16 protein-coding genes are annotated in these 23111 nt (G+C 71.6%); 11 read left to right on the top strand and 5 right to left on the bottom strand.

Annotated elements, in window-relative coordinates; translation table 11 throughout:
* Positions 1–114 precede the first annotated feature (114 nt).
* From ACZ6MA_RS10170 to ACZ6MA_RS10150, 5 genes are all read right to left on the bottom strand, one after another.
* Entirely contained in the window at positions 115–1305 is a 1191-nt protein-coding gene (locus tag ACZ6MA_RS10170; protein WP_469432596.1) for a globin domain-containing protein, read from the bottom strand.
* Positions 1306–1399: 94 nt separating this feature from the next.
* A complete protein-coding gene (locus tag ACZ6MA_RS10165) occupies positions 1400–1858 on the bottom strand; it encodes an RrF2 family transcriptional regulator (protein WP_469432594.1) in 459 nt (152 codons plus the stop codon).
* Positions 1859–1974: 116 nt separating this feature from the next.
* Positions 1975–3882: a trypsin-like serine peptidase gene (locus tag ACZ6MA_RS10160; RefSeq protein ID WP_469432592.1), complete on the bottom strand. Its 1908-nt coding sequence runs from the start codon at positions 3880–3882 to the stop codon at positions 1975–1977.
* A gap of 156 nt (positions 3883–4038) precedes the next feature.
* The gene (locus tag ACZ6MA_RS10155) at positions 4039–5625 is read right to left on the bottom strand and encodes a S1 family peptidase (protein WP_469432591.1); all 1587 of its coding nucleotides are present in this window, start codon (positions 5623–5625) and stop codon (positions 4039–4041) included.
* A 153-nt stretch (positions 5626–5778) separates the two neighbouring features.
* On the bottom strand, positions 5779–6285 hold the full coding sequence (locus ACZ6MA_RS10150) for a hypothetical protein (RefSeq protein ID WP_469432590.1): 507 nt from the start codon (positions 6283–6285) through the stop codon (positions 5779–5781).
* Positions 6286–6765: 480 nt separating this feature from the next.
* Between ACZ6MA_RS10150 and ACZ6MA_RS10145 the strand changes: the two genes are divergently transcribed.
* The 11 genes from ACZ6MA_RS10145 to ACZ6MA_RS10095 all read left to right on the top strand — a co-directional run bounded on the left by ACZ6MA_RS10145 (position 6766) and on the right by ACZ6MA_RS10095 (position 23092).
* A complete protein-coding gene (locus ACZ6MA_RS10145; protein WP_469432588.1) occupies positions 6766–6987 on the top strand; it encodes a hypothetical protein in 222 nt (73 codons plus the stop codon).
* Between the two features lie 138 nt (positions 6988–7125).
* A complete protein-coding gene (locus ACZ6MA_RS10140) occupies positions 7126–8019 on the top strand; it encodes an SGNH/GDSL hydrolase family protein (RefSeq protein ID WP_469432586.1) in 894 nt (297 codons plus the stop codon).
* A gap of 110 nt (positions 8020–8129) precedes the next feature.
* Positions 8130–9962 (top strand): gamma-glutamyltransferase, encoded by a 1833-nt coding sequence (gene ggt, locus ACZ6MA_RS10135; protein WP_469432584.1) that lies wholly within the window; start codon positions 8130–8132, stop codon positions 9960–9962.
* A 252-nt stretch (positions 9963–10214) separates the two neighbouring features.
* Positions 10215–11057: a nitrilase-related carbon-nitrogen hydrolase gene (locus ACZ6MA_RS10130; RefSeq protein ID WP_469432583.1), complete on the top strand. Its 843-nt coding sequence runs from the start codon at positions 10215–10217 to the stop codon at positions 11055–11057.
* A gap of 77 nt (positions 11058–11134) precedes the next feature.
* The gene (locus ACZ6MA_RS10125) at positions 11135–12409 is read left to right on the top strand and encodes an aspartate aminotransferase family protein (RefSeq protein ID WP_469432581.1); all 1275 of its coding nucleotides are present in this window, start codon (positions 11135–11137) and stop codon (positions 12407–12409) included.
* On the top strand, positions 12406–13806 hold the full coding sequence (gene hydA, locus ACZ6MA_RS10120) for a dihydropyrimidinase (RefSeq protein ID WP_469432580.1): 1401 nt from the start codon (positions 12406–12408) through the stop codon (positions 13804–13806). Before ACZ6MA_RS10125 ends, hydA begins: the two co-directional genes overlap by 4 nt.
* An 11-nt stretch (positions 13807–13817) precedes the next feature.
* Positions 13818–14858 (top strand): TIGR03842 family LLM class F420-dependent oxidoreductase, encoded by a 1041-nt coding sequence (locus ACZ6MA_RS10115; protein ID WP_469432578.1) that lies wholly within the window; start codon positions 13818–13820, stop codon positions 14856–14858.
* 251 nt (positions 14859–15109) lie between these two features.
* Entirely contained in the window at positions 15110–16141 is a 1032-nt protein-coding gene (gene sbnB / locus ACZ6MA_RS10110) for a 2,3-diaminopropionate biosynthesis protein SbnB (RefSeq protein WP_469433132.1), read from the top strand.
* Positions 16142–16191: 50 nt separating this feature from the next.
* Positions 16192–17193 (top strand): 2,3-diaminopropionate biosynthesis protein SbnA, encoded by a 1002-nt coding sequence (gene sbnA, locus ACZ6MA_RS10105; RefSeq protein ID WP_469432577.1) that lies wholly within the window; start codon positions 16192–16194, stop codon positions 17191–17193.
* A complete protein-coding gene (locus tag ACZ6MA_RS10100) occupies positions 17190–19064 on the top strand; it encodes a non-ribosomal peptide synthetase (protein ID WP_469432575.1) in 1875 nt (624 codons plus the stop codon). The genes sbnA and ACZ6MA_RS10100 overlap by 4 nt, the downstream gene beginning before the upstream one ends.
* Positions 19065–19144: 80 nt before the next feature.
* A complete protein-coding gene (locus ACZ6MA_RS10095) occupies positions 19145–23092 on the top strand; it encodes a non-ribosomal peptide synthetase (RefSeq protein ID WP_469432574.1) in 3948 nt (1315 codons plus the stop codon).
* Positions 23093–23111 lie beyond the last annotated feature (19 nt).

Raw genomic sequence — 23111 nt, 5'->3', positions numbered from 1 at the left:
ATAGTCGCGTAAGTTACGCCTGGGTAACGATTGATCGTCCGGGGCTGGCCGGATCGCGCCGGTCGGCGATGCGGTAGGGGCCCTACGCGACACAAACCATCCGCGGTACGGGCCCTACGCGGACTCGCCCAGCCACAGGTCGGGGCCGAAGACCTCGTAGTGGATGTCGGCGGCGGCGACGCCCGCCGTCAGCAACTGGGCGCGCGCCGAGCGCAGGAAGGGCAGCGGGCCGCAGAGGTAGGCGACGGTGCCGGCGGGGAGGTCGAGGCCGGAGAGGTCCGCCCGGCCGGTCCGCTCGGCGGGCCAGGGGCCCTCGGGCCGCTCGTACCAGACGTGCGCGACCGCGTTCGGCAGTTTCTCGGTGAAGCGCGCGAGGTCCTCGCGGAAGGCGTGGGTGGCCTCGCTGTGGTCGGCGTGCACGGCGATGACCCGGCGGGTCGAGCCGGTGGCCGCGAGATGGGAGAGCATGCCCGTCATGGGCGTGCAGCCGATGCCGGCGGAGGCGAGCAGTACGGGGCGGTCGCCGTCGGCGAGCGTGACGTCGCCGAAGGGGACGCTGACGGTCAGGACCGCACCCACCTCGACGTGGTCGTGAAGGTGGTGGGAGACCTCGCCGTCCGGGGTGCCGGTGACGCGCTTGACGGTGAAGCTCAAGGCGTCGTCCGGCCGGCCGGAGAGGCTGTACTGGCGTATCTGCCGGGCGCCGTCGGGGAGTTCGACCCGCACGGAGACGTACTGGCCCGGGCGGGCGGCCGGTATCGGGCGGCCGTCCAGCGGCCGGACGAGGAACGTGGTGACCTCGGCGGTCTCCGCCATGCGGGCGACGACGCGGCAGGGGATCCACACGTCGCCGTCGGGGGTGCCCGCCCGCTCGTACAGCCGGGCCTCGATGGCGATGAGGGCGTTCGCCATCAGCCAGTACACCTCGTCCCAGGCCGCCGCGACCTCCGGGGTGACCGCGTCGCCGAGCACCTCGGCGATGGCCGCGAACAGATGCTTTTGGACGAGCGGGTACCCGTCGGGGGTGATGCCCAGCGAGGCGTGCTTGTGGGCGATGCGCGAGAGCATCGCGTCGGGGCGCGTCTCCGGGTGCTCGACGAGGGCGGTGGCAAAGGCGGCGATGGCGCCCGCGAGGGCCTGGCGCTGGCTGCCGTTGGCCTGGTTGCCCCGGTTGAACAGGTCGCGCAGCAGCTCCGGACGGTCGGCGAACAGCTTGTCGTAGAAGAGCGGGGTGATCTCGCCGATGGCGCCGCCGACGGCGGGCAGGGTGGCACGGACGATCTCGGTCGACTTCGGGGACAGCATCGGCGACTCCTGTCGTTCACGTCCGAGCGCTTAATCGGCATCTCAGACTCGTATTCAAGGGTGTGCGGGACCGTGTGATGACCGGGGGTGGTCCTCAGCTCGGGCGGGTACGCAGGCTCAGCAGGACCGGGCCGGTGGGTTCGGCGACCAGGTCCTCGACGGTGATCGCATCGAGCGCGGCGAAGAACGCCTCCTGCGCCGCGCGCAGGGCACCGCGCAACCGGCAGGCGCCGCGCAGCGGGCAGGGTGTTTCGTCCTCGCAGCCGACGACGTCGCCGGCCCCCTCCAGCTCGCGCACCAGCCGGCCGACCGAGCCCGTCCGCCCGGCGGTGGTGAGGGTGAGGCCGCCACCCCGGCCACGGCGGGCCTCGACGACCCCGAGGTGCTGGAGCCTGCTGACCACCTTGGCGGCGTGGGTGTACGGCACGCCGACCGCGCCCGCCACCTCGCGGGTGGTCGGCGCGGCCGCGTCCGCGGGGCCCGCGGCGTCCGCCGTCACCGCCAGCCGCATGGCGATGCGCAGGGCGATGTCGGTGCTCTTGGTCAATCGCACCCCCGCACCGTAACTAATTGGATTCGCAGAATCCAATTAAGGACCGGGCGCGACGGCGATGGGCCGGCCTCCCCGGGTGGGGAGGCCGGCCCATCGCCGTCGGAGCGGGGTGCCGGTCAGCCGATGAGCTGCACCTCGGCGTGGGTGCCGGCGCCGTCGACGCCGGTGTACACGCTGAGGTTGCCGTTGGTCCACCGGACGAGGATGTCGTTCTGACGGCTGTTGGGGGAGAAGGACCCCACCGTGATCACGTCGGCCTTGGTCCACGCGGACTTGGCGGGCCGGATCTTGATCTCGCCGTGCAGCCCGGCGGCGTCGACGCCGGGGTAGATGGTGCCTTCGCCGTCGCTCCAGCGGACCAGCAGATCACCGGTGCCCTTGCCGGTGAACTCACCGGCACCGATCTGCGTGGCGTTGGGCCACGTCGAGTTCGCGCCGACCAGCTGGGTCTCCTTGCGGATGGCGTTGGTGTCGACGTCGGAGTACATCGTGACCGAGCCGTTGGCCCAGACGACGAGCATGTCGTCGCGGAGCGCGTTGGCCGTGTAGCGGCCGGAGGTGATCAGCTTGGCGTTCTTCCAGGTGGCGTTCGGGTCGGCGAGCTTCTTCTCGTCGTGGAACCCGCCGCGGTCCGCGTGGGTGTACTCGGTGAGTTCACCGTCGGACCAGCGCACCAGCAGGCCGTCGGTGCCGCTGCCGGTGAAGGATCCGGCGCCGATGGTGCGCGCGTACTGCCAGACGCTGCCCGGCCCGGCGAGCTTGACCTCGGCGGAGAACGGGTGCTTGGCGTCCTTGGTCTCGGCACCCTCGAAGAGGCTGGCCGAGCCGTCGGCCCACACCGCGATCAGATCGCCGCGCCCGCTGCCGGTGAAGTCACCGGCGGCCGTCAGCCTGGCCTGCTGCCACTTCTCCGCGCCACCGAGGGAGAACGGCAGGTTCGGCTGGCGGTACGGGCCGGGGTCGGAGTGCCGGCCGTGCTCGGCGTCGTCGTACAGCTGGAAGAACCGGTCGCCGTACATCGGGCTGTAGCTGATGCGGTTGTACATCGGGTCGCTGCTCGGCACGGCGGGGCCGCCGCCGTTGTAGCCGCCCACGTTGCCGATGATCTCGCCGGTGCCGGTCGTACGGTCGATCTTGGAGAACCAGGGGCCGCCGGAGACGCCGCCCCACATGCCCGCGCAGTCGATGCGCATCTGGTTGAAGCCCGGCAGCGCGTCCGTCGGCGTGGTGCACTGGACCGGGAGGTCCTGCGGGTTGTGGCCGACCGAGGGGTAGCCGATCACCGTGGTGGTGTTCTCGAAGCCCGGCGTACGGGCCACGGTGCTGCCGCCCACGACGTCCTGGAGCTTCTTGCCGTCGTTGTCCTTGACGCGCGCGAACGCGAAGTCCAGGTCGGATTCGGGGCCCTTGGCGTTCTTGCCGTAGCTCTTGTCCGCGAACCACTCCTCGACCGGCCAGATGCCGTACGGCTGGTTCTGCAGCGACTTCGTCGGGTCGTACTGGGGGACGAACACCGCCTTGGAGTTCTGGCAGTGGCCCGCCGTCAGCATCAGGGCGCGGGTGGCGCTCTGTACCGCGCTCGCCGAGCAGTAGTGCGCCCGCATGTCCTTGTCGACGGCGAAGAGCATGCCGACGGACTTGATGCCGGGGAAGTGCTCGGAGGTGTCCGGCTTGGCGCCCGCCAGGCCCCGGGCCTTCGGCGCGGCCTTGGGCGAGCTGGTCGTCGGGGGCTTCGGGGCGCGGCCGGAGGGGTCGGTCGCGGACGTGATGCGCTGCGGGGTCCAGAAGCGCAGGGCGTCTTCCACCGACCAGTCACCGTTGTCGGCGGCCGCGGTGGTGGTGCCGGGCCGGGGCGTCGGGGAGGGCACCGCGCGGGTGGCCGTGGGGCTCGCAGCGGGAGTCGCCTTCGGGCCCGCACCGGGGGACGGCGTCGTGGCGGCCGTCGCGGTGGTGCCACCGACGACGGTGAGGACGGTACCGCAGGCCGCCGAGACGGCGAGGCGGCGTAGGCGTGACGTACGCAAGAACGGAACTCCGATCAGGGTGGATCAGGTTGGGGGGTACGGGCCCGGGACGGCGACGCGGCCCCTCCGCCCGGTTCGGGCGGAGGGGCCGCGTCGATCCGCGCGCCGGGCCGGCCAGGTCGGAAGGGGCGGCCGGCCCGGCGCCGTCACAGGGGTTTAGCCGACGAGACGGACCTCGTTGTGGGTACCGGCGCTGTCCACGCCCGGGTACATGGTGAGGCTGCCGTTGGCCCAGCGGACGATGACGTCGTTGGGGACCTTGTTCGCGTCGAACGCGCCGACGGTGATCACCGTGGCGTTGGTCCACGCGGACTTGGGGTCACGGATCTTGATCTCGCCGTGCAGACCCGCGGTGTCGACACCCGGGTAGATGGTGCCCTCACCGTCGGACCAGCGGACCATCAGGTCGCTGGTCTTCTTGCCGGTGAACTCGCCGGCGCCGATCTGCTCGGCGTGCGTCCAGGTCGAGTTGGCCTTCTGGATCTGGGTGGCCTTGCGGATGCCGTTGGCGTCGATGTCGGAGTACATCGAGATCGAGCCGTCGACCCAGACGACGAACATGTCGTCGCGGAGCGCGTTGCCGGTGTAGCGGCCGGCGGTCACCAGCTTGGCGTTCTTCCAGGCGGCGTTGGGGTCGGCGAGCTTCTTCTCGTCGTGGAAGCCGTTCTGGTCCACGTGGGTGTACTCGGTCAGCTCACCGTCGGACCAGCGGACGATGAGGCCGTCGCTGCCGTTCTCGGTGAAGCGGCCGCCCGAGATGGCCCGCGCGTACTTGAAGGTGCTGCCGGCCTCGGCGAGCTTGTACTCCGAGGAGAAGGGGTACTTCGGGTCGTTGAACTCGGCGCCCTGGTACAGGGTCACGGAGCCGTCGGTCCAGCGGACGATCATGTCCATGTGGCGCTTGCCGCCGGCCGAGCCACCGGTGAAGTAACCCGAGGCGAGGAGGTCGGCGTTCTTCCAGTCGGCCTTGTTCAGCAGACCGCGGGAGTAGACCGAGGACACCCAGCCGGCGACGTCGTCGACGCGGGTGTTGACGGCGCCCTTGCGGGTCTCGGCCGCGTCGGTGCCGAAGCAGCCGCCCTGCCAGGACGCGGTGTTGATCGAGGTCAGCTCGGCGCGGCCGGCGTTCTCACGGAAGGCCGGGCCACCGGTGTCGCCCTTGCAGACGACCGCGTCGGCGCCCTTGCCGGCGAGGCCGACCGAGGTGTCCTTCACGGTGTCCACGGTGAAGGTGTTGCTGTGCAGACGCTCGGGTATCCACTCGGTCTTGGTGCGGCCGTAGCCGGCCACGCGCACCTCGTCGCCCTGCTTGGGGGCGGCGGAGGAGACCGCGACGGGGGTGACGCCGGTGACGGGCTTGGCGAGCTTGACCATGACGAGGTCACGGTCGCCGTGCGGGACGAGCTCGACGGCCTCGGTCACGGCACCGGCCGTGGAGGAGAGGTTCGTGCGGCCGACCGTCACGGTCGTCTTCAGCTTGGGCGCACCCGCGGCGATCTTGAAGCCCTGGGCGGGGCTGTCGGCGAAGCAGCTGGCCGCGGTGATGACCCAGCCCTGCTCGACGAGTGCGCCGGAGCAGCTGCGCTTGCCGCCGATGTCGAGCTTCGCGGTGAACCCGTAGGTCCCGTCGGCCGGGTTGTCACCCACGACGGCGCCGGCCGGGGTACCGGTCAGCAGGCCCGCGGAGACGGTGGTGGTGAGGAGAGCGGTGACCCACGCTGCGCGTGAACGTCTGCCGGACATGTTCGTTCCTTCTGAGGTGGCTAGAGGTGCGAGAGGGCCGTTGGGGCCGTCGCGGCCATCGGGCGCGGATGTGCGCCGCGGGCCTTGGGGCGCTGACCGGATGGGTCAGCCGGAGCCCGTCGCGCCGGTGATGCGGCCGGGCGGTGGCGTTTGTCAGCCGGTGACGCGCAGCTCGACGAGCGCGGTGGGCTCGCCGCCGGGGATGCCCTCGCCGACGCCCTTGAGGTCGTTCTTGGGCACGTCGACGGTCTGCGAGGCGCCATTGGCGGTGACGGTGGCCCGGACCGGGTGGTCCTCGGTCTGGAGGCCGAACACGCGGGGGATCTCGAGCGTGAGGTAGCCCGACTTCTTGTCGCCCGTGAGACGGAAGCAGTACTTGTCCGCCTTGGTCTGCGGGGTGGGACGGGTCATCACGATGATGTCGCTGTCCGTGGCGCAGTCGCCCAGCAGGATGCGGCCGTCACCCTTGCGGAGGGTGATGCCGGTGTCCTTGAGGATCTTCGCCGCACCCGGGTACTCGAAGTCCTCGATCGCCGAAGGCGGAGTGGCGTCGTCCGCGCCCGGGGCGGGGGCCGCGAAAGCGATGGCGGAAGCAGCGGTGACGGCGGAGACGCCACCGATAACGCCGGCAAGCAGCATTCTGCGCGCGCGAGATATCACCAGGGATTCCTTCCGGATGCGTGCGGCACGGCTCAGGCCGTGGCACGTAATGGTGGGATAAAGGCGGGTGGCTGGAACCTATCACCTACGCGGACTTTGCAGGTTCTTGAAGGTCCGTCAGGCCCATTCCCGCCCCATTTCACAGGCGTACTGCCAGTAACACTTTGATCGTGAGCATGACATTATCAACGCGCCATGGCTGGCTGGAACTTGTGCATGGGAAGCGGAATTTCGACCTCCGATTTTCCCTGGCCGGGAAGCCCGGGGGCGCGGTTATGCCACCCGGCCGGCAAGGCAATGCGCGGATAAAGAGAAGCGTTTAGCCGGAGAGGCCGAGAGGAATGGCGCGGTCCGTCTGTGTGGTCCCCCATGGGTAAGGTGGTGGGAACAGCCGGTCAGTGGAACCCGCGCATCGTCGTGGCACCGGAAACCGGCAAAATCATCTCGGCCTTCCCATGGCCCTGGAGAGGGAACCTCGACATGGACTGGTGCCCCCGCTGTGATCAGGGATGGGTCGTCAGGTGCCGCGTACGCGAGCAGGACGACGTCATCAAGGTCTGCGAGGAGTGCGACACCGTGTGGCCGGCGGACCAGCCGGTGAGCATGGACGCCTACACCGACCTCGACCTCTGTCTGGGCCGCTTCGGCAAGGAGCCCCTGTGGTCGAACCTGGAACCGCTCGAGCGCGGCGCACAGCGCTGACCGGGTAGGAAACACGGGGCCGCACGCCAAGGCGTGCGGCCCCGCCGTGTCTCACGTTGACAGCCGGTCACCACGCGGCGAGTCTGACTTCCGCGCGGTGATCATCGGCGGTCACCCGGCACACCTACGGAGGCAGTAGTGGCAGAGGCTTACGCACGCGGCGGGCGGTACGGGAAGGCGCTGGCGGCGCTCGGCGCGGTGGGGGCGCTGGCGGTCGGCGTCGCCGCTCCCGCGGGGGCCTCCGAGGCCACGGCTGGCACGGGCGGAGAACGGTACGTCGCTCTCGGCGACTCCTACACCTCCGCGCCCGGCGTCCCCGAGCAGACGGGCGGCGACTGCGCGCGCTCCAGCGTCAACTACCCCTCGCTCACGGCCAGATGGCTGCACACCCGCACGTTCAAGGACGTCAGCTGCAGCGGCGCCACCACCGCCGACATGTGGCGGGCACAGGGTGCCAACCCGCCTCAGCTCAACGCCCTCGGCAAGCGCACCACGCTCGTCACCGTCGGCATCGGCGGCAACGACATCGGCTTCGGCGACATCATCGGCACCTGCGCCCAGCTGTCCGTGACCGACCCGGCCGGCGCGCCCTGCCGCACGAAGTACACCCAGGGCGGCAAGGACCAGCTCACCGCCCGGATCGCCGCCGCGGCGCCCAAGGTCGCCCGGGTGCTGAAGGACGTGCGCAAGCGCGCACCGCACGCCCGCGTCGTCATCGTCGGCTACCCCACGATCATGCCGGACAACGGCGTCGGCTGCTTCCCCGCCGTACCGATCGCCGCCGGTGACGTCGGCTACCTGCGGGACACCGAGAAGCACCTCAACACGATGCTCAAGCGGCAGGCCGCCAAGGCCAAGGTCCGCTACGCCGACACCTACGGCCCGACCGTCGGCCACGACGTGTGCGTGCCCGCAGCCGACCGCTGGGTGGAGGGTGCGAACCCGCAGAACCCGGCCGCGCCGTTCCACCCCAACGCCAAGGGCGAGGCGGCCATGGCCCGCGCGGTGTCCGGCGTCGCCAAGAAGCGCTGAGGCAGCGGCCGAGCCGGACGCACCGGCGCGGTGACCGTGCGCGGCACCCTGTCCTCGGGCCCGCCCTCCGAGTAGGCTCCGGGGCTCGTTCGCCCCGCATGGAGGTAGGGATGGCCCGCGCGAGATCGACCGCCCGACGACGTCTGCCCGTACTGGCCGTGACGGCCGTGCTGGTCGCCACCACCGTCGTGCCCGCCGCCTCGGCGGCGGGCACGACGGAACGCACCGGCGCGGACCGTACGCCCGAGAAGACACCCGTCGCCGTCGGCTACGGCGGCGCGGTGGCCAGCGTCGACCCCGACGCCTCGGCCGCCGGTATCGAAGTGCTGCGCAAGGGCGGCAACGCCGTCGACGCGGCGGTGGCCACCGCCGCCGCGCTCGGCGTCACCGAGCCGTACTCGGCCGGCGTCGGAGGCGGTGGTTACTTCCTCCACTACGACGCGAAGCGACAGCGGGTCTCCATGATCGACGGGCGTGAGCGCGCCCCGCTCAGCGCCACCGAGGACCTGTTCCTGGAGCACGGCAAGCCCATCCCGTTCGCGGACGCCGTCACCAGCGGCCGGAGCGTCGGCACCCCGGGCACCCCCGCCACCTGGGACACGGCCCTGCGCACCTGGGGCACCCGCTCGCTCGCCCAGGTGCTGCGCCCCGCCCAGCGCCTGGCGCGCGAGGGCTTCACCGTCGACGCCACCTTCCGCAAGCAGACCGCCGACAACCAGGACCGCTTCAAGGACTTCCCGGCCAGCGCGAAGCTCTTCCTGCCGAACGGGCAGCCACCGGCCGTCGGCACCACCTTGAAGAACCCCGACCTCGCGCACACCTACGAGCAACTGGCGGACGAGGGCGTCGAAGCCGTCTACGGCGGCGAGGTCGGCCGCGACATCGTACGGACCGTACGCAAGCCCCCCGTCGACCCCAAGGCCAAGCGCGTCGTACGCCCCGGCGATCTGACGGCACGCGATCTGCGGGCGTACGCGGCGAAGAAGCAGGAGCCCACCCGGACCTCCTACCGGGGTCTCGACGTCTACGGCGTCGCCCCCTCGTCGTCCGGCGGCACCACGGTCGCCGAGGCACTCAACATCCTGGAGCGCGACGACCTGTCGGAGCTGGACAGGAAGACCTATCTGCACCGCTACATCGAGGCGAGCCGCGTCGCGTTCGCCGACCGCAACCGCTGGGTCGGCGACCCGGCCCACGAGAAGGTGCCCACCCGGGCGCTGACCTCCCAGCGCTTCGCCGACGCGCGCGCGTGCCTGATCAAGGACGACGCCGTACTGACCAGCCCGCTCGCCCCGGGCGACCCCGGCCGACCGGTGCCCTGCGGCACCCACGGCAAGGCCGCGCCCACCCCCTACGAGGGGGAGCACACCACGCATCTGACGACCGCCGACAAGTGGGGCAACGTCGTCGCCTACACCCTGACCATCGAGCAGACCGGCGGCAGCGGCATCACCGTGCCCGGGCGCGGGTTCCTGCTCAACAACGAACTGACCGACTTCTCCTTCGTGCCGGTCAGCCCGGGCGTCCACGACCCGAACCTGCCCGGCCCCGGCAAGCGCCCGCGCTCGTCCGTCTCGCCGACGATCGTCCTCGACGACGGACGGCCCGCCTTCGCGCTCGGCTCGCCCGGCGGCGCCACGATCATCACCACCACCCTGCAGACCCTGCTCAACCACGTGGACCGCGGAATGCCGCTCGTCGACGCGATCGCCGCGCCGCGCGCCAGCCAGCGCAACGCGGCGACCACCGAACTGGAACCGGGCCTGTGGAACAGCCGGGTCCGGGGACGGCTCGAAGCCCTCGGCCACGTGTTCAAGCAGAACCCCGAGATCGGCGCGGCCACCGGCGTCCAACGGCTGCCGGACGGCCGCTGGCTGGCCGCCGCCGAACGCGTCAGGCGCGGCGGCGGCTCCGCGATGGTCGTCCACCCCTCGGACGGGTAACCGGCCCCGCCGGGCGGAGTGACGGCGCACGGACGCCGTGCCCAGGGGCGGCGGGCTCCCGGCCCGCCGCCCCTCGCCACACCCCGGGCGCGCCCCCTTCCGCGCCCCGCCGCGCCGTCCGCGCCCGTCCCGCGCGACCGGTTGTCCCCAGGAAGCCGGATGGTCTTGCCACGGGTCGGGGCGGGTCATACGGTCGCATCCACACGTGATCTACGTGTCGGGCTGGCTGACGCCCCGGCAAAGGAGCAGCTCATGGCCAACGTTGTCCGCGCCGCACTCGTCCAGGCGACCTGGACCGGTGACACCGAGTCGATGATCGCCAAGCACGAGGAACACGCCCGTGCCGCCGCCGCGCAGGGCGCGAAGGTGATCGGGTTCCAGGAAGTCTTCAACGCCCCCTACTTCTGCCAGGTGCAGGAGAGCGAGCACTACCGCTGGGCCGAGTCCGTCCCGGACGGCCCCACCGTCAACCGGATGCGCGAGCTGGCCCGCGAGACCGGCATGGTGATCGTCGTGCCCGTCTTCGAGGTCGAGCAGTCCGGCTTCTACTACAACACCGCCGCCGTCATCGACGCCGACGGCAGCTATCTGGGGAAGTACCGCAAGCACCACATCCCCCAGGTCAAGGGGTTCTGGGAGAAGTACTACTTCAAGCCCGGCAACCTCGGCTGGCCCGTCTTCGACACGGCCGTCGGCAAGGTCGGCGTCTACATCTGCTACGACCGGCACTTCCCCGAGGGCTGGCGCTCCCTGGGCCTGGCCGGCGCCCAGCTCGTCTACAACCCCTCCGCCACCTCGCGCGGCCTCTCCGCCCACCTGTGGAAGCTGGAACAGCCCGCGGCGGCCGTCGCCAACGAGTACTTCGTCGCCGCGATCAACCGCGTGGGCCAGGAAGAGTACGGCGACAACGACTTCTACGGCACCTCGTACTTCGTCGACCCGCGCGGCCAGTTCGTCGGTGACGTCGCGAGCGACACCAAGGAAGAGCTGATCGTCCGCGACCTCGACTTCTCCCTGATCGACGACGTGCGCCGGCAGTGGGCGTTCTACCGCGACCGCAGGCCCGACGCGTACGACGGGCTGGTCCAGCCGTGAGCCGGGGGGTCCCCGGAGGCGAGGGACCCGTCCCCGCTCCGGCCCCTCGCGGCCTGCACGACCGGCACCGGGCCGTCATGCCCGAGTGGCTCGCCCTCTACTACCGCGACCCGCTGGAGATCACCCACGGCGAAGGCCGCCATGTGTGGGATGCCGAGGGCAGGCGCTACCTGGACTTCTTCGGCGGCATCCTCACCACCATGACCGCGCACGCCCTGCCGGAGGTCACCAAGGCCGTCGGCGACCAGGCCGGGCGCGTCCTGCACACCTCCACGCTCTACCTCGACCGGCACATGGTGGAGCTGGCCGAACGGATCGCCGCGCTGTCCGGCATCCCCGACGCGCGGGTCTTCTTCACCACCTCCGGCACCGAGGCCAATGACGCGGCCCTGCTGCTCGCCACCTCCCACCGCCGCTCCAACCAGGTCCTGGCGATGCGCAACAGCTACCACGGCCGGTCCTTCGCCTCCGTCGCCGTCACCGGCAACGCCGGCTGGTCGCCCACCAGCCTCTCCCCGCTCCAGACGCTGTACGTGCACGGCGGCATCCGCACCCGCGGCCCCTTCGCCCACCTTTCCGACGCGCGGTTCATCGAGGCCTGTGTCGCGGACCTGGAGGACGTGCTCGCCCAGACGCACGGCAACGTCGCGGCCCTGATCGCCGAACCCGTCCAGGGCGTCGGCGGATTCACCGCGCCCCCCGACGGGCTGTACGCGGCCTTCCGCGAGGTCCTCGCCCCGCGCGGCATCCTGTGGATCACCGACGAGGTCCAGACCGGCTGGGGGCGGACCGGCGACCACTTCTGGGGCTGGCAGGCACACGCCCGCAGCGGCCCGCCCGACGTGCTCACCTTCGCCAAGGGCATCGGCAACGGCATGGCGGTGGGCGGCGTCGTCGCCCGGGCCGAGGTCATGAACTGCCTGGAGGCCAACTCCATCTCCACCTTCGGCGGCAGCCCCGTCACCATGGCGGCCGGCCTCGCCAACCTCACCTACCTCCTGGAACACGACCTCCAGGGCAACGCCCGCCGGGTCGGCGGCCTCCTCATCGAACGGCTGCGGGCCGTCGCCGCCGGCCTGCCGGTCGTCCGCGAGGTGCGGGGCCGCGGCCTGATGATCGGCATGGAGCTGGTCGGTGACGACGGCTCGCCCGCACCGGAGGCCGCCACCCACACCCTGGAAGCCGCCCGCGAACTCGGCCTGCTCATCGGCAAGGGCGGCCGCGACGGCAACACCCTGCGCATCGCCCCGCCCCTGACGCTCACCATCCCCGAGGCCGAGGAGGGCGCCGCGCTCCTCGAAGAGGCACTGCGCCGGGCCCAGCACACGATCGCCGGAAGGGAGCGGCCATGACCAGGACCGTCATCCGCGGTGGCCTCGTCATCACCGCGGCGGAGGAAGGGCACGCGGACGTCCTCGTCGAGGACGGCAAGGTCGCGGCCCTCGCCGCGCCCGACAGCGCGTTCGCCGCGGGCTGGACCGCCGACCGCACGATCGACGCCACGGGCAAGTACGTCATCCCCGGTGGCGTCGACGCCCACACCCACTTCGACTTCCCCTTCGGCGGCACCGCCTCCAGCGACACCTTCGAGACCGGCACCCGCGCCGCGGCGTGGGGCGGCACCACCACCGTCGTCGACTTCGCGGTGCAGTCCCGCGGCCGCGCGCTGCGCGAAGGGCTCGACACCTGGCACGCCAAGTCCCAGGGCACCTGCGCGATCGACTACGCCTTCCACATGATCCTCTCCGAGGTGAACGACGCCTCGCTGAAGGAAATGGACCTCCTGGTGGGGGAGGGCGTGACGTCGTTCAAGCTCTTCATGGCCTACCCGGGTGTCTTCTACAGCGACGACGGGCAGATCCTGCGGGCCATGCAGCACGCCGCCGGCAACGGCGGGCTGATCATGATGCACGCGGAGAACGGCATCGCGATCGACGTGCTCGTGGAGCAGGCCCTCGCACGGGGGGAGACCGACCCGCGCTACCACGGCGAGGTGCGCAAGGCGCTGCTGGAGGCGGAGGCCACGCACCGGGCCGTCCAGCTCGCCCGGGTGGCCGGGGCACCGCTGTACGTCGTCCACGTCTCGGCGGAGGAAGCGGTGGCGGAGCTGGTGACCGCCCGGGACAAGGGCCTGCCCGTCTTCGGGGAGACGTGTCCGCAGTACCTCTTCCTGTCCACCGACAACCTCGCCGAGCCGGGCTTCGAGGGCGCGAAGTACGTCTGCTCGACCCCGCTGCGGCCCCGCGAACACCAGGCGGCGCTGTGGCGGGGGTTGCGGACGGACGACCTCCAGGTGGTCTCCACCGATCACTGCCCGTTCTGCTTCTCCGGGCAGAAGGAGCTGGGCCGCGGGGACTTCTCCAAGATCCCCAACGGGCTGCCCGGCGTGGAGAACCGCATGGACCTCCTCCACCAGGCCGTCGTCGACGGGCACATCTCGCGGCGCCGCTGGATCGAGATCGCCTGCGCCGCCCCGGCCCGGATGTTCGGCCTGTATCCGAAGAAGGGCACCATCACCCCCGGCGGCGACGCGGACCTCGTCGTCTACGACCCGCGGGCGCGGCAGACGCTCTCCGCCGAGACCCACCACATGAACGTCGACTACTCGGCGTACGAGGGCAAAGAGATCACCGGGCGGGTCGAGACGGTCCTGTCCCGCGGCGAAACCGTCATCGACGGGCGGCGGTTCACCGGACGCGCCGGTCACGGCCGGTACGTCCCCCGAGCCACCTGTCAGTACCTCGCGTAAGGAGCACCCCCGTGGACTTCGGACTCGTCCTGCAGACCGACCCGCCCGCCGGCACGGTGGTGGATCTCATGCGCCGCGCCGAGAGCGCCGGCTTCCGCTACGGCTGGACCTTCGACTCCGCCGTGCTGTGGCAGGAGCCGTTCGTCATCTACAGCCGCATCCTGGAACACACCGAGCGCCTCATCGTCGGCCCCATGGTCACCAACCCCTCGACCCGCACCCCGGAGGTCACGGCCTCCACATTCGCCACGCTCAACGACATGTACGGCAACCGCACCGTGTGCGGCATCGGCCGTGGCGACTCGGCCATGCGGGTCGCCGGACGCAAGCCCAACACCCTCGCCACCCTGCGGGAGTCGATGCGCGTCATCCGCGACCTCGCCGAGGGCCGCGAGACGGACGTCGGCGGCACCACGCTGCGGCTGCCGTGGGTGCGGGACGGCAAGCTGCCCGTCTGGATGGGCGCCTACGGGCCGAAGGCGCTCGCACTGGCCGGCCGGGAGGCCGACGGTTTCATCCTCCAGCTCGCCGACCCGTTCCTGACCGAGTGGATGGTCAAGGCGGTACGGACCGCGGCCGCCGACGCGGGCCGCGACCCGGCGTCCGTCACCATCTGCGTGGCCGCGCCCGCGTACGTGGGGGACGACCTGGCGCACGCCCGGGAGCAGTGCCGCTGGTTCGGCGGCATGGTCGGCAACCACGTCGCCGACCTGGTCACCCGCTACGGCGAGGACTCCGGGCTGGTGCCCGAGGCCCTCACCGCGTACATCAAGCAGCGCGAGGGCTACGACTACAGCCACCACGGCCGGGCCGGGAACCCCTCCACGGACTTCGTGCCCGACGAGATCGTGGACCGCTTCTGCCTGCTGGGCCCGCCGGCCGCGCACATCGAGCGGCTGGAGGCGCTGCGGGAGCTGGGGGTCGACCAGTTCGCCGTGTACGCCATGCACGACGCGCGGGAGCGCGTCATCGACGCCTACGGAGAAGAGATCATCCCGGCGCTCGCCGCCGGCCGGCCGGGCGGGGGAGGGGGAACGTCAGGGCCCAGGTGATCAGCAGGAGGAAGACGCTCGGGGCCGGCGCGGCGAGCAGCGCCGACCGCCCTCTCCGGCGGACGACTTCGTTAATACCGCCCGGTAAGGGCAACGGTAAGTACGGACGCGGACACGAAACGCTGCTCGATCACTAGGTATCCCCCTAGGCCGTCGGGATGTTGAATACAAATAATTCGACATGCGCATCCCGTGACGAGGAAAGGCCTCAGGTGAGTATTCGGCCAGGCGGGGATACGGCGAAGATTCCCCTGAATCGCCCCGGCGTCCCGACGTTCAGTGTCATTTCCGGTGCCCAGGTCAAGAAAGTCCTGACCGGCCGGGAAGACATGGTCGTCACATTGGTGTCCGACACCTACCGACTGCACGATGCCGGTGGGACCGTCAATCCTCCCTCCTATTTTCTTCGCTTCCCCGACCGGCCCGATGCGCGGATCATCGCGCTGCCCGCCGCGCTCGGCGGGGAGGCCGGGGTGGACGGCATCAAGTGGATATCCAGCTTCCCGGACAACGTCCGGCACGGAATTCCGCGTGCCTCCGCCGTGCTGGTGCTGAACGATCCGGAGACCGGATATCCGTATGCCTGTCTGGAGGGGTCCGTCATCAGCGCGGTGCGCACCGCCGCCTCCGCGGCGCTCGCCGCCGACCTGCTCAGCCGGGGCCGGGGCCGCGCCAGGCGCATCGGCTTCATCGGGACCGGTCTGATCGCCCGCTACATCCACACCTACCTGGCGGGCACCGGCTGGGAGTTCGACACCGTCGGCATCCACGACGTGTCCGCCGAGCACGGCGCGGGCTTCCGCGACTACCTGCGGCGAGCCGGCGACGCCCCGGAGGTCGTGTTCCACGACAGTGCCGAGAGCCTGATCAAATCCTGTGACCTGGTGGTCTTCGCGACGGTCGCCGGCACCCCGCATGTGCACGACCCCGAGTGGTTCGCGCACAATCCACTGGTCCTGCACGTTTCGCTGCGCGACCTGTCACCGGAGATCATTCTCGGCTCGACGAACATCGTCGACGACGTCGAGCACTGCCTCAAGGCGGACACCTCGCCGCATCTGGCCGAGCAGCGGGCCGGAAACCGGGATTTCATCACCGGCACCTTGGCCGAGGTGATGAGCGGCGCCGTCCGCGTCCCCGAGGACCGGCCGGTCGTCTTCTCCCCGTTCGGACTGGGCGTCCTGGACCTCGCGGTCGGCAGGCTCGTCTGGGAGGAGATGCACCGGTCCGGCGATCTGCTGGTCGTGGACGAATTCTTTTCCGAGGTGCAGCGGTATGGGTGACGCCGACGGCACCGATCTCATCTCCATGAGCGTTCGGGGCGAGGTGCGGTGTGCCGATCATCGCTAGCCCGGAGGAATTCAACGTCGAAGACCTCTATGTCGACCTGAGCCCCATGGTGTCCGCCTCGCTCTACCTGAAGTGCGAGGGGCTCAATTTCGCCGGCTCCGTCAAGCTGAAGGCCGCGGTCGAGATGGTGGATTCCGCGGAGCGAAGCGGACTGCTCGCCGCGGGCTCCGTCATCGTCGAGTCGTCCTCGGGAAACCTCGGTGTGGCGCTGGCCATGATTGCCGCGAGTCGCGGCTATCGGTTCGTCTGCGTGACCGACGTGCGGTGCAACAAGGCTTCCCGTGAGCTGATGGAATCCTTCGGGTGTGTGGTGCACACCGTTACCGAACCGCACTCCGAGGGCGGATATCTCGGTGCCCGACTGGAGTACGTGCACAAGTTGTGCGCTTCCGACGACCGTTACGTATGGCTGAACCAGTACGCGAACCCCAGCAACTGGATGGCCCACTACCGCAGGACCGCCCCGGCCCTCTCCCGTGACTTCGACCGGCTGGACGTGCTGTTCGTCGGGGCGGGAACGACGGGCACGCTGATGGGCTGCGCCCGGTACTTCCGCCGCCACCGGCCCGACGTGACCATCGTGGCCGTCGACTCGGTGGGATCGGTCTCCTTCGGCGGCCCGGCCGGTCCCCGGATGATCCCGGGCCTCGGGGCGGGGGTACGCCCCCAGCTGCTGGACGAGTCCCTGGTGGACGACGTGGTCGTCGTACCCGAGGCCGAGACCGTCCGGACGTGTCATCAACTGGCCTCGCGCGGCTATCTGTTCGGCGGCTCGACCGGCACGGTGGTGACGGGCGCCGCGCGGTGGCTGGCCGAGAGACGCCCGGACCCGGACCGCACGGCGGTCGCCATCTCCCCGGACCTCGGGGAGCGCTACCTCGACTCCGTCTACGAGCCCGACTGGGTACGGCGGAACTACGGCCTGGACGTGCGTCGGCAGGCTTCGCACCCCAAGCCCCTCGCGACCTCCGGAGCCGTGGAATGACATCGTCAGAGGTCTCGCTCACGATGCCGGACGTGCCCACGGGGCCGCCCTGGCCCGACCGGGGCATACCGGAACTCATCGCCGCGCGGGCGGAGCGCACCCCCCACCGGGTGGCGGTGCGCTGCGGCCCGCGGTCACTGACCTACGGGGAACTGCTCGGTGCGGCGTCGGCGGTGGCGGACCGGCTCGCACGGCACGGCACCGGCCCCGGGCACCGGGTCGCGGTACGGATCGACCGTTCGGCCGACCTTCCCGTGGCCCTTCTCGGAGTGCTCCTGGCGGGCGCCGCGTTCGTGCCCGTCGACCCCGCCTACCCCGCGGAGCGCCAGGAGTACTTGCTGCGCGACAGCGGGGCCCGGACCGTTCTCACGGTCAGCAGACTCGCGGGCGGTACGGAGCCGGCCGACGTTCTCCTGCTGGACGACCCGGATCCCGGCACGTACCCGCCGGACGCCGATCCGGGGACGCGCCGGTCGGCCGGGCCGGACGACGTGGCCTACCTGATGTACACCTCCGGTTCCACCGGCCGGCCCAAGGCGGTGGCCGTGGAACACCGTTGCCTGGTCAAGGGCGTGCTGGCGATGGCGTCCGTGGTCGACCCGGACCCGGACGACGTCTGGGTGTCCGTCACCTCCCCCTCCTTCGATCCGGTCCTCATCGATCTGTTCCTCCCTCTCGTGTCCGGTGGTTCCGTGGTGATCGCCGAGGACCACCAGGTCCTGGACGGCCAGGCGCTGCGCGAGCTGATGGCCGATAGCCGGGCGACGGTGCTCCAGGCCACCCCCTTGGCGTGGAACATGCTGCTCGACGACGGGTGGACCGGGGGCCTGCGGGTCGCCCTGTGCGGGGGCGAGCCGATGTCCCCCTCCCTGGCGGCCCGGCTGCGCGCCGCGTCGCGGCACGTGTGGAACATCTACGGACCCACCGAAACCACCATCTGGTCGACCGCCCATCACGTCACTCGCGCCTACGAGGGAGTCGTCCCCGTCGGTGGACCGCTGCCGGACACCACGCTGCACCTCCTGGACGAGGAGCGTCGGCCGGTCGCCCCCGGGGGGCCGGGGGAGATCTGGATCGGCGGCGGCGGGGTCACGCGCGGCTATGCCTGGCAGCCGGGATTGACGGCCGAGCGCTTCGTGCCCGATCCGTTCGGTCCACCCGGCGGCCGGCTCTACCGCACCGGCGACCTGGGAAGGCTGAACGCGGACGGCGAACTGGAGTTGCTGGGCCGCGTCGACCACCAGTTCAAGATCCGTGGCCACCGGGTCGAGCCCGGTGAGATCGAAAGCCGACTGGTGGAAGATCCGTCCGTCGCCGAGGCGGTGGTCATGCCGCGCGAGAGCGCTGCGGACCTGCGCCTGGTCGCCTATGTGCGGCCGACGCGGGACGGGGCCATCGACGAGGAGCGGCTGCGAGCCCACGCGGCGCTGAGGCTGCCCCGGCACATGCTGCCCTCCGTGTATGTGACCGTCGGCGCGTGGCCCCGCACGCCGAACGGCAAGATCGACCGACGCGCACTGGCCGAGCAGGCTGTTCCGGCGCCGACACCCGAACCCGCGACTTCAGCCGCGACTTCAGCCACGACCGAATCCGCTGCCGGGCCGTCCGGTGACGGTGCGCACGACGTGACCGACGTGCTGGCCGGCATCTGGCAGGACGTGCTGGGTGCCGCGCCGCACGGCGCGGACGCGGACTTCTTCGCGCTGGGCGGCACCTCGCTGGACGTCATGCGCATGACCAAAAAGATCCGCTCCCGCCTCGGCGTCCGGCTGAACGCGGTCCAGCTCATGCGGGTGGCGACGCTGGGCGGCCAGTCGCAAGCGGTGGCGGACGCCCTCGCGGCCTCGGCAGCCACCCGCCCGCAGTCGTAGCGCACCCCCCTGGAGAGTAAGCACGCATGCGCAACACCGCTGAACTCAGGCCTCTCCCGGCCATCATGCGACCGGTGTGGATGGCGAGCAGGCTGACACAGGACCTGCCGGTCTACACCGAGGCGGAAGGCTTCCGGCTGACCGGCCCCCTGGACACGGACGCCCTGCGGTGCGCCCTGGACACGCTCTACGCACGCCATCCGGCGCTGCGCACCGTGGTCACGACGGACGAGGACGAGCGGCCGTGGGTCCGCCTCCTGCCGGCCGGCCCGTTCCCCTACGAGGAGCTGGACCTGCGCCGGCATCCGCACGAAGAGGCCCGCCGACTGGGCATGCGGGCCGTCACCGAGGCGGCGCGCCAGACCTTCGACCTGGACCGGGGCCCCCTGGCGGCGGCCCACCTGATCCGCTGCGCGGACCGGGAGTGGCTGTTCGTCCTGGTGTTGCACCACGTGGTCTGCGACGGGGAAAGCTTCCGGGTGCTGTTCGAGGAACTGGGCGCCCTGTACGCCGGCACCGCTCTCCCCCCGGCCCACGACGACCCCTGCGGGGCACAATGGTCACTGCGGGAGGAAGTGGACGAGGCGCAGGAGCGCGACGACCTCGACTACTGGCAGGGCCGGCTGGGCGACGCCACGGACCGGGCACTGTTCCCGGCCGACCACGCCGGCGGGCCGCTCGCCGGGCACCAGGGCGCCCGGTGCCGGGTGCCGCTGGACGACGACTGGTTCGCACGGGTGCGGACGGCGGCCGCGGCGTCGCGCGTCTCGCCGTTCGCGGTCGTCTCCTCGGCCCTGTCCGTCGTCCTGACCCGGTTCGCCCGCTCCGACGACCTGCTGCTCGGCACCACGGTGAACATGCGCTCGGCGGCGGACGCGGACGACGCGGTCGGTTACTTCATGAAGACCGTCCCCTTGCGTTTCACCGTGAACGGCTCGGCACCGGCCGGCGAGCTGCTGCGCTCGGCGCACGAGACCGTGCTCGACGCGATGGAACACACCGGCGTCGAGTTCGACGAGATCCTGGGCCGGCTGCCCCGCCTCGGAGACGGACACGCCCCGTTGTTCCAGGCGGCTTTGGAACTGCACTACGAGTCGGCCGACCTGCGCCTTCCCCAGGTGGCCGTCGAGCGTTTGCCGGTGGACCCGGGGACGGCGAAGTTCGACTTCACCTTCCATCTCGGCGCCGCCCGGCGCGCGGAGAGCTATCTGGAGTACCGCACGGAACTCTACGACGCGGCGACCGCCCGGGCCCTGGCCGCGGCGTTCCGCACGCTGCTCGCCGGGCTGTGCGCCGACCCGTCGTCGCCGGTGCGCCACCTCCCGATCGCCGAACCGGCCGGGGGCGAGTCCGCGCACGGCGAGCGGACCGGCGACGAGCAGCCCCTCGGGGACCTCGTTCCCCTTCCGGAGGCCGTTCGCGCGGGGGCCGCACGCCATCCGGACCGCCCGGCGGTGGTCTTCGGCGAAGTAGCCATGAGCTACGCGGAGTTCGTCCGTCGAGCCGATCTCGTGGGGCAGGCACTCATCGACCAGGGGGTGCGGCCCGGCGACGTCGTCGGCGTGGCGGTCGGCCGGTCCGTCGACCAGACCTGCGCGTTGTTCGGCGCCTGGTCGGCCGGGGCCGCCTGCGCCGCGCTCGACCCCGCCCTGCCGGCCGACCGCCTGCGCTCGATGCGGGAAGCGGCCGGCATCACGCTGGTGCTGGTGGATGCCGGAAGCGAGGCCTCACCGGCCTTCGCCGACGTGCGCCGCGTGCCGGTGCGCACCGCGGCCGGCGCGGACGACCCGGCCCGTGCCGGTGACCACGCCGTGCCCGCGCCGGCGGTACGGCCCGACCCGGAGGACATCGCCTACCTCATCTTCACCTCCGGCACCAGCGGCCCGCCGAAGCCCGTCTCGGTGCGCCACGGCAGCCTGGCCGCGTTCGGCCGGGCGATGGGTCGCCTGGCCTTCGACGAACTGCCGCAGGCCGCACGGGTGGCGGTCAACGCCCCGTTCTCGTTCGACGCGTCCTGGCAGGGCACCCAGCTGCTGCACGCGGGACACACCCTGTACCCGGTGCCGGACGAGATCAGGGCGGACCCCGACGCCATGGTCGCCTTCCTGCGCGCCAACGCCATCGACGTGCTGGACGGCACCCCCACCCACATAGCCGCGCTGGTGGACGCCGGACTGCTCGACGACGACGCGCACGTCCCGGGGACCGTCGTGGCCGGCGGCGAGGCGGTGCCCGCCGAGCTGTGGCGGCGGCTCGCCACCGCCCGGACCCGGGCGTTCAACGTCTACGGGCCGACGGAGTTCACGGTGAACGCCACCGGCTGCCGCATCCAGGACGCCGACGCCCGCCCGGTCATCGGCCGGCCGCTCGCCGGAGTGACCGCCCGCGTCATGGACGACCTGATGCGTCCGGTCCCGGACGGCTTCCCCGGTGAACTCTTCCTGGCCGGACCCCAGTTGGCGGCCGGATACGTCGGACGCCCGGACCTCACGGCGGAACGCTTCCGCCGGGCTCCGGACGGCAGGCGCATGTACGCGACCGGTGACGTGGTCCGCCGCCGGAGCGACGGCGACCTCGAATTCCTGGGGCGCGGCGACAACCAGGTCAAGCTGCGGGGCTACCGCGTCGAACCGACGGAGATCGCCACGGTCCTGCGGGCCGCGCCGGACGTGACGGACGCCGCCGTCGTGGTCCTGCGCTCCGGCACTCCCACGGCCGCGCTGCACGCCGCCCTCGTCCTGGCCGGCCCGGCCGGCGACCCGGCGCGGGTGCGCGCGTTCGCGGCGGCCCGCCTGCCCGCGTACATGGTCCCCGCGTCGTTCTCGGTCGTACCGCGCCTGCCACGGACCCCGGCCGGGAAACTCGACACCGCGGCACTCGTGGCCGGTGCCGGGGACCTCCCGGAGCCGGCCGTGCGAGAAGACTTCACGGACCCGGTCCAGCGGCGCATGGCGTCCGTGTGGACCCGGCTGCTGCCCCGCGAGGCCGTCTCGGGCGGCGACGACTTCTTCTCGCTCGGCGGGAACTCGCTGCTGGTCAGCCGTCTCGTACGGGAGATCGGCAAGGAGTTCGGCGTCCGGCTCCCGCTGCGTACCGTGTTCGGCAGCCGGACCCTCACCGCCCTGTCCGAGGCCGTGCGGACCGAACTGTCGGCCGACGGCGCTCCGCCCACCGCCGACGAGACCCGCGACGGGCTGGCGGTCCTGCTCGCGGAAGGTGCCGGAGCCACCGACGCCCGGTCCGCGACGGTGCTGTTCCACCCCCTCGGCGGAACGCTCTACTCGTACCAGCCGCTGCTGCGTCTGCTGCCGCCGACGACGACCGTGTGGGGAATCCGTTCCCCGTCGGCCGCCGGTGCCGGCTCCGAACCCGCCGACGTGGCAGACCTGGTGCGGCGGTACGCCGACGAAGTCACCCAACACGTCCCGGCGCGGCGCCTGGTGCTGTTCGGCTGGTCCCTCGGCGGCTTCATCGCCCTCGCGGTCGCCGCCGAGCTGGAGGCACGCGGCATCGTCATCGACTTCGCCGAGGTGTGGGACTGCGGCGTGGGCACCGAGGAACCCCTCGGCGACCGGGAGTCGCTCCGGATGGCCCTGCGGGCCGCCTTCGGCCCCGACGCCCTCCAGCGGCACGCCCCGCTCGTCTCCGCCGTCCTCTCGGCGGTGCCGGACGGCCGGACGCTCGACGACGAGGCGCTGCGCTCCGTCCAGGAGCGGACGCGACCGCTCGGCAGCGCCGCGGACAACGCCGCCCTGCTCCGGCACTTCCACGTGATCCGGCAGCAGACGGAACTCTTCCGGGACTGGGAGCCCACACCGCTGCGGGTGCCGCTGCACGTCGTCTACGCGGGCCCCAGCCTGCGGGACGGAAGCGTCGCGCGCACGGCCTGGCAGCGCTTCACCTCCGCTCCCTGGACCGAGGAGGTGGTCGACGCCGACCACTACGACATGATGCGGCCCCCGCACATCGCCACGTCGGCGCGAGGACTGCTCGCCCGCCTGTCCGCGGGCGTCCCCCAGAACAGGTGAGCCGTGCCCGGCGAGCCCG

The sequence above is a fragment of the Streptomyces sp. NPDC042259 genome, assembly GCF_055582085.1.
The sequence above is the reverse complement of the archived record's forward strand: the minus strand, read 5'-3'. Positions and strand labels throughout refer to the sequence as shown.

Excerpts from the sequence above, each read along its gene's own strand:
- ACZ6MA_RS10095 (WP_469432574.1), top strand. The coding sequence starts at position 19,145 with ATGGCGAGCAGGCTGACACAGGACCTGCCGGTCTACACCGAGGCGGAA.
- hydA (WP_469432580.1), top strand. The coding sequence starts at position 12,406 with ATGACCAGGACCGTCATCCGCGGTGGCCTCGTCATCACCGCGGCGGAG.
- ACZ6MA_RS10170 (WP_469432596.1), bottom strand. The coding sequence starts at position 1,305 with ATGCTGTCCCCGAAGTCGACCGAGATCGTCCGTGCCACCCTGCCCGCC.
- ACZ6MA_RS10130 (WP_469432583.1), top strand. The coding sequence starts at position 10,215 with ATGGCCAACGTTGTCCGCGCCGCACTCGTCCAGGCGACCTGGACCGGT.
- ACZ6MA_RS10100 (WP_469432575.1), top strand. The coding sequence starts at position 17,190 with ATGACATCGTCAGAGGTCTCGCTCACGATGCCGGACGTGCCCACGGGG.
- ACZ6MA_RS10125 (WP_469432581.1), top strand. The coding sequence starts at position 11,135 with ATGCCCGAGTGGCTCGCCCTCTACTACCGCGACCCGCTGGAGATCACC.
- ggt (WP_469432584.1), top strand. The coding sequence starts at position 8,130 with ATGGCCCGCGCGAGATCGACCGCCCGACGACGTCTGCCCGTACTGGCC.
- ACZ6MA_RS10145 (WP_469432588.1), top strand. The coding sequence starts at position 6,766 with ATGGACTGGTGCCCCCGCTGTGATCAGGGATGGGTCGTCAGGTGCCGC.
- ACZ6MA_RS10155 (WP_469432591.1), bottom strand. The coding sequence starts at position 5,625 with ATGTCCGGCAGACGTTCACGCGCAGCGTGGGTCACCGCTCTCCTCACC.